The sequence below is a fragment of the Pseudoalteromonas sp. K222D genome (assembly GCF_017653575.1).
Lineage (GTDB): Bacteria > Pseudomonadota > Gammaproteobacteria > Enterobacterales > Alteromonadaceae > Pseudoalteromonas > Pseudoalteromonas nigrifaciens.
Map to the genome: position 1 here is coordinate 1 of NZ_JAGGDL010000020.1, position 13,191 is coordinate 13,191.

Consider the following 13,191-nt stretch of genomic DNA (forward strand, 5'->3'; position numbering starts at 1 on the left):
GCTTTATTCCACAAGAATCGACAATTTCCCGCATATTGCGCCATTTTAGCGTTAATATCGGGTGTTGTTTTTAAACGGAATTTATAAGCTTTGCGAATAATCATACTGTTATTATATACAGTTAATTAAAAAGGAACAATTCATTTAGCCGCTTCGCGACTATCGCCTTATATCACCGACCTAAAGGAACGGTGTTTTACGGCAAAAGTCGATAAAGTAACGCTTAGCGTATGTTATTACTCACGTTTACTCTAAAAATTTAATGTAGGATTTACTATGGCTAAATCAATACTCACTGCTTTTTTATTTATACTTCTAGCGGCATGTTCCACTCAGTACCCCAATCAGCAAGTAACGGGTAAACAATTTCCAACGATTAATGGTGAAAGTTTAACGCAAAATAAAGTGACCATTCCAAGCGATTTTAATGCAGATAAAACACTTTTGCTTATAGGCTATAAGCAAGATAGTCAGTTTGACATTGATCGCTGGTTAATTGGTTTAGACATGAGCGGTATTATTATTCCTACCTACGAACTACCCACTATTGCAGGTATGGCACCTCGTATGTTTAGCGCATTTATAGATAGTGGTATGCGCAAAGGAATTCCAAAAGAGCTTTGGGCAGGGGTGATCACTATTTATAAAGACGGCGAAAAAGTACAAAAATTCACTGGTAATCAAAACCCCAACAATACCCGTGTAGTACTTATAAATAACAGCGGTAAAATACTTTATTTTTACGATAGAGGCTTTTCAGTTGACGCACTGAATAAGTTAAAAGTGACTATAAACTAAATTTATTGATTGCTCTTTTTTATAGCTTTACTCTAAGTTTTAATTACTTGTGCTAGCTAGCTCTAGCCTCTACTAATGTGAGTTTTTGTTTCGTTAATTATAGTGTTTTATACAATAACTAATGGTTGTTCTGGGTTAAATTAATAGATACTTAAGGCTGCAAAGCACGCTGATAGTTAGCTGCAAAATAGGTGGTTAACAACTGTGAACAAATGTAAAAACTGTATTGTAAGTTGTTCAAAAATTAGGTAGTGTTACATAAGAATTCTAAGGAAGAGTTTTATGTTACAGCAATCAGCTTTTATAAAAACAAATTTAAAATCATCGGCTTACTCGTATAGTTATAAGGATATTTTAAGAACCCTCCAGGCTTTGTTCAACACTATAAATATGGATGATGCACTGCCAAAAGTTGAGCAACGTGCACAATATACTTTGTATCTAATTGATGGCGCCACGCATAATTGGCACAACCTTGTACCTGCAGATTTAATCGCTTTAGCGAGGCAAAATAATGTGGTGATATTTAATGTTGAGCGTAAAGCAATATGTGAGAAAAACTTACTACTTAACCATGTTAATGGTGTGTTTTATAAGTCGACGCCAAGTGAGGAAGTTTTTAAAGGTTTAGTTAAAATAAATGCGGGCGAGTTATGGTTTACTAGAATGATACTTTCCCAAGCATTTAGCGATATTTTAGTTGCAACCTCTTCGTTTAATAGTTTACACGAAGGCATAGAATTAAAGCAGGACGATTATCAACATTTAACTAAACGAGAGCGTTCAGTTATTCATCTAATAGCACAAGGGGCGAGTAATAGTGTTATCGCAGATAAATTAAATATTAGCGATCATACAGTCAAAACTCATTTATACAGCGCATTTAAAAAAACAAGTTCTCGTAATAGGATTGAGCTAGCTAACTGGGCGCAGCGTTATATATCGGTTTTATTACCTATGAGTAAACAATAATTACATGCATTAAAAAATGGCTACTTTTATAAGTAGCCATTTTTGTTTGCTATTAACTTACTTTTTTAGCCCACAAGCCTTTATCAATACCTTTGGTTATAAGATCAGTGAGCGCTTTTTCAATTGCTTGAGTAACACAAATGCTCATAGGTTCATTATCGCTATAGCCAGCTTCTGCCTCGGCAAGGCGCTTATAGCTTACATACCTAAAAAAACCAGCACGCATTTCTTGGCTCAATACTTTTTTACTGGTTGCTACCGAGAGTAATACTTGCCCTGTACGTACGTCTACGGCACGTAAATAAATAGATATAGCATCTTCTCTATATAATTCAGATGCACCTATACCAAAGTACTCCATTCCTAGGCCACCGGTTTTTACATTGGTGTCATAACTAATAATACCGCCTTCTAAAATAATTTTAGCTGTTGTTAATGGCGGTAAATCGGCTTGATTTGGGTTTTCTGACTGGGCAGCACGAATGATTTTCCGCTCAGTTAGTATGTTTTGCAACCCTTCGCGCTCAACCGGTGTAAACCAATCTGATTCATGCAATGCCTGAATTAATATGGAATTAGCCCCTTGAGTAACTGCGGTTGAAAAAGAGCTAACATTCGTTTGCGGTTTGTATTGACCCGTTTGATCTCTAAATGAATAAACAGAGACGGGAATGCTGCCCATTGGCTTGGGTAAGTTTTTTAAATCAGCAAAAATCTCAGTAGGCTCTAAACTTATGGCTTTTTGTTGCGATGGCGGAATTAAATTTCCTATCGTTGTACAGCCCGTTAAAGTAAGTAATATTATTGTTATTAGCAGTTTATACATTATCCAAACCTCGGTACTTCGATGATCACAATGGTGCCATCTAGCATATTTGTTATTTTTACAGTAATAGTATCTGTGGTACTGGTGATCACTTCAATTTGGTAGTCACCACTCATAAATATAGAGTCTTGATTAAATATGCTGTCTTCAGAGTCTTCACCAAATGCCATATTGGTAATTTCTCTGACCATTCTATTTAGGTAAGTACGCTGTAAAGAGTCTTGAAATTGTTCTGCATAATCTCTTTCGATGACAGGTGCTTTGTGTTTGTTTTGCGCTTGAGCTTTACTCAACAACATATTTGCATTGAGTGGGTTGCCGCCAAAACTTGGGTTAATTGGGGTGTAAATTAATTCAGTTGCACTAGCTGAAAAGCTTAGAGTTATTATTATAAGTAGTATTTTATTCATTTTACCATCCGTTTACAGCCATATCGGGAGACGATACAGCCATGTTTGAGCGAGCCATTGCATCTATTACAATATAAACTGCTTGTTCAACGCGTTCGTCAAGAGGCTCTAACCTACGACCTAAATAAGTTGCATAAATAAGTTGGTTATTCATTATTAAAGAAAGCCTGGTGCCAGCCTTAGGTAGCACGGTTTCTTTTATTTCAATATTAAAACCCGCAGTTGAAGGTAAGTCTCTCCAGTAGTTTGAAAACTTGTAATAAAACTGATGGCCAAAACGGCTAATACTTCTATCGAGTAATAAGCCATCTATTTCTAGTTCATCATTTGCAAATGCTGCAGGTGAGAAGCACAGTAAAACTGATAGTAAGTAGCTAATATATATGCTTTTATTATTTTTCATATTATAAAAGGGGGGAAGTATACCTCCCCCCCACCTTAGCAATTACATTTGCGTAACTGTAGCTGTATTTCCGTCACCAATTTGCGTAACAGATACCATGTTATTCGAGCCGATTATGCCGCCTTGAACAAGGTTATCGTTACCAATTTGATTAACAGTAAATGAAACATCCTCTCCAGCAATTAAAAAGGCTGACTGATCCATACCTGTAACCCAGTTTCCTTCACCTTCTTGTGAAATATCAATGCTATGGCCGCTACCTTCAACCATAATGTCAACTAAGTTGATTTCACCGGTTTGCGATATATCAATTCGGTTTGCATTACTATCTAATATACCAGCAAGAGTAACCATGGTTTCATTTGCTACACCACTTTGCATGATATCAATATTGTTATCATTAGAAGTTAGTGCCGTATTAGGGTAAGAAGACTCTACAACTGTTGTATTTTCGTCACCATTTTGAAATACATCTACATCGTTACCAGTACCATTAAAGTTAACCAGATGTGCGGCATTTAAATCACCAACTTGGTTAATTAAAAACTCATTATCTGAACCAATAACACCCATGTATGCTTCGTTCCCAAAGCCATTTTGAGTTGCAGTTAATTCGTTATTATCACCAATTAATTCAGCTGTAGCTGAGTTGAGAGTATCTAACTGAGTAATAGTAATTTCATTATTATTGCCTAAAAATAGAGCCGAATCTGCTGTATTGCTAGTACCTTCTTGATCAAGGTCTATTTCGTTATCACTACCAACAATAGCAGCAAAGTTAACTGCATTAGATTCACCATCTTGCTCAACTTTTAGCTCATTAGCATCACCCGATACATCGCTAAAGGTTGCTATGTTGCGCGAGCCATCTTGTTCAATATCAAGGTCGTTATCATTACCTTGTAAAGAATTGATTGTAAATGCGTTCCAATAAACCCCTGATTGCTCAATATCAATAGTATTTTGATCACCGGTTAATGATGTTATTTCAGCTTCGTGCCACTCACCAGTTTGTACTGCACTGATTTCGTTGGCATTACCTTGCATATCAAGGTTATAAAACCAATGGCCACCAGCACCCTGAGCTACATCAATCGTATTATCGTCACCCGTGATAATGTTTATAGCTTCGTTATTTACTAAAAAGCCAACACCCTCTTGGGCAACAACTAAAGAGTTGTAATCACCGGTTACTTGCGAGATTAAACCGTTAGCAACACCATCTTGAGAATACTCTTCTGTATTACTATTGCCCACAGTAGCAACGCCTGCGTAATTACCAGTTTGGTTTTGCGTAATTTCTGTGTAATTTTCATTACCATCAATGGTAGCGAGCATGGTGTTGTTATCACCTGCTTGTACTAATAATGCATCGTTATTGTTGTTGTTTTGTATCAAAGTCATGTTATTTGATGTGCTCATTACAGAAATGGCCGTACCTATTTCTGAATTTGAGGCTGATTTAGTATCTGTATTTGCATAAGAAGCGAAGCTTGCACCCATTGCAACTGCAACTGCGCAGCTTAAAATTGATTTAGTTAATTTCATTATTTATTCTCCTTGAATAGTAAAAATAAAATACCTAGATATTATCTGTTTTAATTAGGTATTTTCTGTTTCAGCATGCCGTGCTGATATAATGTGTTGTGATCCACTTGATTACTTTTAAGTATGTAAAGTGTTAAGTATGACCAGCGCTCACTGCTTATTTGCATCTTAGATAAAGTACAAGCTGCTCACAGTGAAACAATAATCATGGTGTTAACTGTATTAGTTAATTTTAATTTGTTAAATCATCATTTTTTACCAATTTTAAAGTACTTATATTTCATGTGCTTATGGTTGTTTTTTGTTTTTATTATGGTTTTATACAAAAAGCAGTAAAAAAGAAGGAGGTCTACACTTTTAACTTATTTAACAAGTTCATAACAACGGCTGTATTTTATGTTTTTCCGATGAAAATCTAGTCAAAATGATTGGTTTTTGCTTTTCTTGCTTGTGTAATTTTATCTTTAGCTGTTTTCTAATAGCTTGCCATGTGATCCCTTGTACTGAAGTAGTAAATAAAATTACTTAGTGTTACTAAGTTAACCCAAACTATGGATAGAACAATGAAAACAAAATTATCTATTATTACACTTGCACTTCTACCTTGCTTAGCCGCCGCTAAAGTGCCCGATGTTGGTGTGATGCAACAACAAGATGCAGCGACTAGTGATTCTTTAATTGTTAAATATAAAAAAAATGCCACCCCAGCAATGCGAAAGCATGCAAGATCTTTAGTTAGAGCTAAAATTTCAGATTTAAATAATGATGAAATAGATGACAGCTATACCTCATTACTTTCAGGTCGCCTTGCTAAGTTTAAAGTAGCGGGCATGAGCACCAAAGAAGCGATTGAGCGCTTAAAGTCGCACCAAGCCATTGAATATGTAGAACCTGATTATAAAGTTAGTATTGCGAATGTACCCAATGATCCCCGTTTTGATGAACTTTGGGGCTTACATAATGTAGGCCAGTCAGGTGGTACCGTTGATGCAGATATTGATGCTCCAGAAGCATGGACTATTTCTATTGGTAGCCGAGATGTAGTGGTAGGTGTAATCGATACCGGTGTTGATTATAGCCATAATGACCTTGCAAGTAATATGTGGGTAAATACCGCTGAAATTGCAGGAGATGGTATAGATAATGACGGGAATGGTTACATAGATGACATTTATGGTATCAATGCAATTACTGATAGTGGCGATCCAATGGACGACCAAGGGCATGGTACTCATGTGTCAGGGACTATTGGTGCAAGTGGCAATGATGCGATCGGTGTTGTAGGGGTAAACCATGAAGTGTCTATTGTTGGCTGTAAATTTTTAGCTGCTGATGGCACGGGGAGTACTTCTGGGGCAATTAAATGTATTGATTATATGATTAGCCTTAAAAATTCAGGTGTTAACCTTCGTGTGCTAAACAATAGCTGGGGCGGCGGCGGGTTTAGCCAAGCACTTGCTGAAGCGATTGATGCAAGCGAAGCGGCGGATATACTTTTTGTAGCTGCGGCAGGTAACGATGCATTAGACAATGATCTTAACCCTCATTATCCATCAAGCTATGAGCACGATAGTATTTTATCTGTAGCAAGTACAGATCGTAATGATGCTATGTCGAGCTTTTCACAATGGGGCTTAACAAGTGTTGATTTAGGTGCCCCAGGTACTGCCATTTTATCTACTGTGCCAGGAAACGCTTATAGTAGTTACTCAGGCACCTCTATGGCAACGCCTCATGTTGCTGGTGCTGCAGCACTTGCTTTATCAGTTAACCCAGATCTAACAGCGTTAGAATTAAAAGAGTTATTAATGAGTAGCGGCGATGCTAACGCAGCACTACAGGGTAAAACGGTTGCTGGTACACGATTAAATGTAAACCAAGCGCTAATTGACGCAGATCCAACCCCAGGTTTTAAACTCAGCGTTAGCCCTTTGTCACAGGAGATCACTGCGGGTGAGTCAGCAAGCTATACGTTTAGTGTAGGCTCAATTGCCAATTGGGATGGTGATGTTGCGTTTGCATTGACAGGTAATTTAGATTCAGCGTCACTTTCACGAAACACTGCTCGCCCAGGTGAAGAAGTACAGTTAGTAGTACCTACCACTGAAGAGACGCAGTGGGGTGAATATGAGTTTACCGTTACAGCAACGTCGGATGATAGAGTTAAGGAAAGCACTGTAAAATTAATGGTTAAACCTATGGGGTTGAATGATTTTACTTACAGCAGTGATGAAAATATTGCTATTCCTGATAATGCGCCAGAAGGTGTAAGCTCTGTAATTACGATTGCAGATGAGTTAACCGTTTTTAATACAGTTGCCGATGTTAACATTAGTCATACTTGGTCTGGTGATTTAATTGTAAAGCTTATCTCAGCGCAAGGCACTACAATAACGTTACAAAATAAAGAGGGCGGTAGCTCAGACGATATTATTAAAAGCTTCACTTCGGATACATTTAATGGCGAAGTAGCCACTGGCGATTGGGGATTACATGTACAAGACACCGCTGGTGCTGATACAGGTAATATAAATGGCTGGTCACTTACTTTAAGTGCAATTGGAGAGGTAAGCCCGCAACCACCACGTGCTAGTTTTAGCGTTGAAACACAAGGCTTAACGGCTTCGTTTACCGATAGTAGCACAGATGCTAATAACGATATTACACAGTGGCAGTGGAGCTTTGGTGATGGTGCGACATCAACCGATGCAAGCCCTGTGCATGCTTATGCAGTGGCAGGTAGCTATGAAGTTGAATTAACTGTTACCGACAGCGAAGGCAATACCAACGCATCAACTCAAACTGTAGTAGTGAGTGATGTAGAGATTGAGCTAAGCCTTAAGCGCGCTAATAAATCACGCTTAGGCACAATGCGTGTAGAGCTAAGTTGGCAGCAAGTGGGTGCTCAGTCATTAAATGTATATCGTAATGGCGAGTTAGTAGGCACAACCTCAGATAACGGTCGTTATCGTGATTATGTACGTGGTGCAACACTACCTGCGTACGACTATCAAGTGTGTGTAACTGAAAACGTGTGTTCAAACATAGTGACAGTAACTTTTAACTAATAAAATAGTTACCTATTAATATGACACAAGCCCAGCAATGCTGGGCTTTTTAGTGTCAGGTTTTATTAAAAAAGCGGCAGCTAATCTATTTTAGTTGTGATTTAGCAACTAACTAAGTTTATATTTACTCACAATTAGCCCGTTCACATCGGCGTAAAGCCAATCATTAGGCTCAATGCAGACACTTAACATGGCAATAGCTTGATTGTTTTCACCACAACCTCGCTTTAACGTACAGCGTGGTGTTGAGCCAAGCGCCATAATAGGTAAATTTAAGGTAGCAAGAATCTCAATATCTCGGCAACAACCATTTATAACTATACCTTCCCAGCCATTTTTTAAAGCACGCTCTGCCATAATATCGCCAATAAATGCAAAGCGTTTACTAGCAAAGCCGTTAATAACCAGCACTTTACCTACGCCATTTTGATGAAGTATTTCAGCGGCAAACGAATTGTCATCGGGGCACGTTACAGTAACGACTTGACCACTAAAGGTGGTTTTGTTGCCAAAGTGCTGTAATCCACAGTCGGCTACTTGTACGCTATCACGGTGTTCGTCGTATAGATCGGGAGTCGTGAACTTGTTCATATTTGCTTTCTCTGTTTAGTGAGTTATTTAACCACACCACTGTAAAAGTGGTAATACGAGACAAAAGAGTCAGTAACTTTAATTTACCTAGCGTTTGTGCTGCTTTGCTAAATTTAAACACTGAATGGCTGTTTACGCTTATTGCTTATAACTATAGTGATAATATTTAGCTTTGATAATGCTAGTTATGCACTGCAGATTAACGGCATGTTATTGTTAAAACAAAAAATTACTGTTAGTTTAGCTTCAGATTATTAAGTAGTACTTTAGGTTTAATATGGATTTTATAAGCAAAAATAAATATACACTTTATGGAGTCGCTGCAATATTACTGTGGAGCTGCTTAGTGGCATTACTACGGGATATTTCTGAGTTGTTTAGCCCCATTGGTGGTGCTGCGGCTATGTACTCTGTAAGTGCGATATTTTTAATTTTGGTTATGGGAGTGCCTAAGTTTAGTGGTTTTTCGAAACGCTACTTGGTAGTAGGTACTTTATTATTTGTGTCGTACGAAATTTGCTTGGCACTTTCTATCGGTATGGCAAATAGTCGTCATCAGGCTATGGAAATGGCGGTAATTAATTATTTATGGCCCACGCTGACTATATTGCTCTCTATTATTATTGGGCGTAAAAAAGTAAGTTACTGGGTTTACCCAAGTATGATCATTGCTTTTTTAGGGGTTGCTTGGTGTATTACGGGCGATCAAGAAATGTCAGTCGATACGTTAGTTACTAACTTTGCTGATAATCCTGCTACTTATTTAATGGCATTAGCTGCCGCGTTTATATGGGCTATTTATTGCGTAGTAACGCAAAAAATAAGTAGTGGTAAAAATGCTATTACGTTATTTTTTACTGTTACGGCAATGAGTTTGTGGGCGCAATATGGTTTTAGTAATGAAGCGCCATTAACGTTTTCAATCAGCTCAAGCATGACATTGTTACTTGCGGGTGTAGTTGTTGGCAGTGGTTATGCACTGTGGAATCAAGCGATTATTGGCGGTAACTTAATGCTGCTAGGAACGCTTTCGTACTTTACACCGGTGTTTTCTACTATTATTTCGGCGTTGTATTTGTCTATTACGTTAAGTGCTTCGTTTTGGCAAGGGGTAGTACTAGTAACAGTTGGCTCGCTAATTTGCTACTTTGTAACGCGAGATAAACCCCAAAAATATAATGTAGAAGTAACGACTTAAATAAGCAGTCCGCTAAAGTTTAGTTACACCTAAAGCTCTTTTATAAGGGCTTTTGAAATTTATTTAGAGTTTTAACCTGCGTGAGTAAATTGAGCACTTTTTGCTGGCCAAATGTGTGTGCAAATTGCTCGGCTGTTTGGCCTGCTTTGTTTTGATGTGCGTTGTCGCAATCAAGTGATACCAGTGTTTTGGCTATACTAAATTCACCTCTAAAAATAGCGGCCATTAGCGCTGTGTTGCCTCGGTTGTCTTCCATGCAAGCATTAGCGCCTAAGTGCAAAAGTGTGTTAACCGTGTTTTTATTACCATGGTAAGTAGCAATCATTAATGCGGTGTAACCTTTATTGTTGTAGCTGTCGATAGGAATGCCGGCACTTACAAATTGCTTAATTACAGCGGTATCGTTGGTACGTGCAGCAGCAAAGTAATAAGCAAATAAACTCTCGTATTGTGTTTGCGCTGAGTGTTGGTTTTCAAGTTGTGTACTAGGTGTTTGTGTATCCGTTGTATTTTGAGCGTAAACACTACTGGTAAAACTTATTAGTAGCACTACTATAATTAATAAATTACGCATTACTTTATACCTTTTAAAAAGAGGAAGGGGATTGGTTGCCTCCTTCCTCATGGTTGTGGTTACTTATATAACAGCTTGTTTAGTTGGGACTAATGTTTTGTAACTTGCTAATTACAGGTTAGCTGCAAGCTGCTTAACTATTTTAATATCGCCATTAATGGCTTTAGTTAAACGTGTACCGTACTCACTATCAGCTTTGTAAAAGTGGCTAAGCATTTTGTGCTTAACGTTACTGTCTTTTATTTTTACTAAATCGCCCGCTAGGTTATTGATCAGATTAGTACGTTCTTGCTTACTAAAACCTCGGTATAAAACACCTGCTTGCGCAAAGTTTTGCTGCTTTTTAATGGCGGCTTGTTGTACAAAACCTTTAAGCTCTGTATTACTCCTACGGGCAATTGGGTTTTCAGCTACGTTTTCTTGGCTTGGTTGATAGTTTACGTTGCTTTGAGTATTACCATAGTTCATTGCGCCGTCTTGGTTGTAGTTAACTACCTCCACTTTTGCACGGTTAATTGGCAACTGTTGATGGTTAGCACCAAGGCGATACATTTGCGTATCTGCGTATGAAAATACACGCCCTTGTAATAACTTATCTTCTGAGGGTTCAATACCCGCAATAATGTTAGACGGTGCCATTGCTACTTGTTCTGTTGACTGAAAAAAGTTAGTTGGCATGCGATTAAGCGTTAATGTACCTGCCTTCACTTCTTTTACACCTAACCACATTTTTGTTGCATCTAATGGGTTGTAATCAAAGTCGTCAAGCTGCGACGGATCAAGCGTTTTAATGTACAGATCCCATTCTGGGAAGTTACCTTTATTTACTTCGCTGTATAAATCACGCGTTAAATGTTGAAAGTCTTGGCTTTGAACTTCAGCGACTTCTTTTGCATTTAAATTCTCAATGCCTTGTTTACTTACCCAATGAAATTTAACGTACTTAACATCGCCCGATTTATTGATCATTTTATAAGAGTGAACACCCCAACCATCCATTTTACGTAAGCTTGCTGGTGTGCCGTAGTCGCTATAAACCCACGTTAACATGTGAGTAGAGCCTGGTTCGTATGAAAAAAAGTCAAAAACACGGTTAGGATCTTGAATGTTATCTACAGGTGATGGCTTTAATGAATGGATCATATCTGGAAATTTAATTGCATCACGAATAAAAAACACCGGTAAGTTAAGGCCCACTAAATCCCAGTTACCTTGATCGGTGTAAAATTTAATCGCAAAGCCACGTGGGTCGCGCAGTGTTTCTGGGCTACCTTTTGAGTGAATTACCGATGAAAAACGTACAAAAACGTCAGTTTCTTTACCGACCTCGGTAAAAGGTGCTGCCATGGTTAAATCATCTAAACTTTTTGATGCCACAAATACACCATGAGCACCCGTACCACGCGCATGTACCACACGCTCAGGAATACGTTCACGTGCAAAGCGTTGTAGTTTTTGAATTAGTTGTACGTCTTCTAATAACACACTGCCGCGCTCGCCTGCAGTTATTGAATTTTGGTTGTCGCCAACAGCTGCGCCGTTGTCTTTAGTTAATGTAGCCGCGCTTGCTGGTAATGCCATCGCAAGTGTTAACGCGCTTAATGTTAGTTTTGTATTCTTGTTTATTGCGTTTAATAAAATATTCATGTCGACCTTATTATTTAAAATTGCCGGCAGTGCTGCTGGCTGTTTAACTGTTGAGGAGTGTATGAATATTCCTTTGTTCGGTAAAGTTGATTAAATAGATTGGAATAATTCATAAATAAGATTGCAAGAGGGGCTTAAAATATACTTTTAGATCCAATTTTAGGTTTATATATTTTTTGTAAACTTGATTAAATACAGCGGCTTTTAGTTTTGTTTATTTATGTTTGTAGTAGCGACAAGTAAATTCGTTCACTTTTTGTTGACATTCAAAAACAATAAAGGGAATATGCTCGCTAGTCGGGCTTATGCTCATTTGGTGTTTTGCACAAAAAGTAAATGTTTAAGGTAACCCAATGAACGCTAAAATTGATTTAGTAATATTTGATTGCGATGGGGTAGTCATCGACAGTGAAATACTCAGCGCTCAAGTGTTGATTGATATGCTTGCGTATTTAACGGTTAACATTGACCGCGGATATGTACAGCAACACTTTTTGGGGTGTAATTTTAAAACCGTAAGTCAAAAAATCCAAAACGCCTTTAATGTCACTTTGCCAAATAGCTTTGAAGATGATTACCGAGAAGCGCTCTTAAACGAGTTTGGTTCAGCGCTCAGTACAACCGATGGCATAAACGAAGTACTTAATAACTTAGCTGTGCCCAAATGTATTGCCACAAGTAGCAGTCCAGCACGTACAGCTAAAGCATTAGATATAGTTAATTTAAGTAACTGTTTTAGCAATACGATATTTACCAGCAGTGAAGTAAAGCGTGGTAAACCCGCCCCCGACTTATTTTTACATGCAGCTAAGCAAATGGGCGTAAAACCAGAGCATTGCTTGGTAATTGAGGACAGCGAAGCTGGCGTATGCGCAGCCATAAATGCCAATATGCAAGTACTGCATTATAGTGGCGGGCAGCACATGCAAGCGGCCATTAACTATGTTCATAAAGCGTATCCAAATGTTGCTCACTTAACCCATTGGCAGCAGTTTTTTACAGCTTATCCAGCCCTTAAAAGTAAAAACATTTAAACATAACTACTTATACCAACACACATTTATAGGGTTTATAAGTGGCAAAATATAAGCGTTGTTAGTACTGATATTAATTATAAAAACTAAAACAAGTGGTTACGCGTTTATAAAACTAAATT

The 13,191-nt window shown here is 38.0% G+C and carries 13 protein-coding genes; 5 read left to right on the forward strand and 8 right to left on the reverse strand.

Annotation, left to right across the window (positions count from 1 at the left end):
• Positions 1–104: helix-turn-helix domain-containing protein (locus J5X91_RS11165; RefSeq protein WP_208834892.1), on the reverse strand; the 104-nt coding region annotated here is incomplete at its 3' end.
• A 172-nt stretch (positions 105–276) separates the two neighbouring features.
• On the opposite strand from J5X91_RS11165, the gene J5X91_RS11170 reads away from it, so the two are divergent.
• Positions 277–798, forward strand: coding sequence for a hypothetical protein (locus J5X91_RS11170; protein ID WP_208834858.1), 522 nt, complete (start codon positions 277–279; stop codon positions 796–798).
• 282 nt (positions 799–1,080) lie between these two features.
• Positions 1,081–1,770 (forward strand): LuxR C-terminal-related transcriptional regulator, encoded by a 690-nt coding sequence (locus J5X91_RS11175; RefSeq protein ID WP_208834859.1) that lies wholly within the window; start codon positions 1,081–1,083, stop codon positions 1,768–1,770.
• Between the two features lie 52 nt (positions 1,771–1,822).
• Here the strand turns inward: J5X91_RS11175 and J5X91_RS11180 are convergent, their stop codons facing one another.
• Genes J5X91_RS11180 through J5X91_RS11195 form a run of 4 tightly spaced genes read right to left on the reverse strand, consistent with a single transcriptional unit; the run spans position 1,823 to position 4,957 of the window.
• Positions 1,823–2,596: a CsgG/HfaB family protein gene (locus J5X91_RS11180; protein WP_179807727.1), complete on the reverse strand. Its 774-nt coding sequence runs from the start codon at positions 2,594–2,596 to the stop codon at positions 1,823–1,825.
• Positions 2,596–3,006 (reverse strand): curli assembly protein CsgF, encoded by a 411-nt coding sequence (locus J5X91_RS11185; protein WP_011329831.1) that lies wholly within the window; start codon positions 3,004–3,006, stop codon positions 2,596–2,598. The genes J5X91_RS11180 and J5X91_RS11185 overlap by 1 nt, the downstream gene beginning before the upstream one ends.
• 1 nt (position 3,007) lies before the next feature.
• Positions 3,008–3,409 (reverse strand): curli production assembly/transport protein CsgE, encoded by a 402-nt coding sequence (locus J5X91_RS11190; RefSeq protein ID WP_011329832.1) that lies wholly within the window; start codon positions 3,407–3,409, stop codon positions 3,008–3,010.
• Positions 3,410–3,451: 42 nt separating this feature from the next.
• Complete coding sequence (locus tag J5X91_RS11195) at positions 3,452–4,957, reverse strand: curlin (RefSeq protein WP_208834860.1); 1,506 nt, start codon at positions 4,955–4,957, stop codon at positions 3,452–3,454.
• 563 nt (positions 4,958–5,520) lie between these two features.
• On the opposite strand from J5X91_RS11195, the gene J5X91_RS11200 reads away from it, so the two are divergent.
• On the forward strand, positions 5,521–8,025 hold the full coding sequence (locus J5X91_RS11200) for a S8 family serine peptidase (protein ID WP_208834861.1): 2,505 nt from the start codon (positions 5,521–5,523) through the stop codon (positions 8,023–8,025).
• 108 nt (positions 8,026–8,133) lie between these two features.
• Here the strand turns inward: J5X91_RS11200 and J5X91_RS11205 are convergent, their stop codons facing one another.
• On the reverse strand, positions 8,134–8,616 hold the full coding sequence (locus J5X91_RS11205; protein WP_011329835.1) for a putative 4-hydroxy-4-methyl-2-oxoglutarate aldolase: 483 nt from the start codon (positions 8,614–8,616) through the stop codon (positions 8,134–8,136).
• Between the two features lie 277 nt (positions 8,617–8,893).
• Between J5X91_RS11205 and yddG the strand changes: the two genes are divergently transcribed.
• Positions 8,894–9,814 (forward strand): aromatic amino acid DMT transporter YddG, encoded by a 921-nt coding sequence (gene yddG / locus J5X91_RS11210; RefSeq protein ID WP_208834862.1) that lies wholly within the window; start codon positions 8,894–8,896, stop codon positions 9,812–9,814.
• Between the two features lie 40 nt (positions 9,815–9,854).
• On the opposite strand, the gene J5X91_RS11215 is transcribed toward yddG, so the two are convergent.
• Both J5X91_RS11215 and J5X91_RS11220 read right to left on the reverse strand, forming a co-directional pair.
• Positions 9,855–10,388, reverse strand: a complete 534-nt coding sequence (locus tag J5X91_RS11215; RefSeq protein WP_208834863.1) for an ankyrin repeat domain-containing protein — start codon at positions 10,386–10,388, stop codon at positions 9,855–9,857.
• 111 nt (positions 10,389–10,499) lie between these two features.
• Complete coding sequence (locus J5X91_RS11220; protein ID WP_208834864.1) at positions 10,500–12,035, reverse strand: catalase; 1,536 nt, start codon at positions 12,033–12,035, stop codon at positions 10,500–10,502.
• Between the two features lie 353 nt (positions 12,036–12,388).
• On the opposite strand from J5X91_RS11220, the gene J5X91_RS11225 reads away from it, so the two are divergent.
• A complete protein-coding gene (locus J5X91_RS11225) occupies positions 12,389–13,069 on the forward strand; it encodes an HAD family hydrolase (RefSeq protein ID WP_197107835.1) in 681 nt (226 codons plus the stop codon).
• Positions 13,070–13,191: the final 122 nt, after the last annotated feature.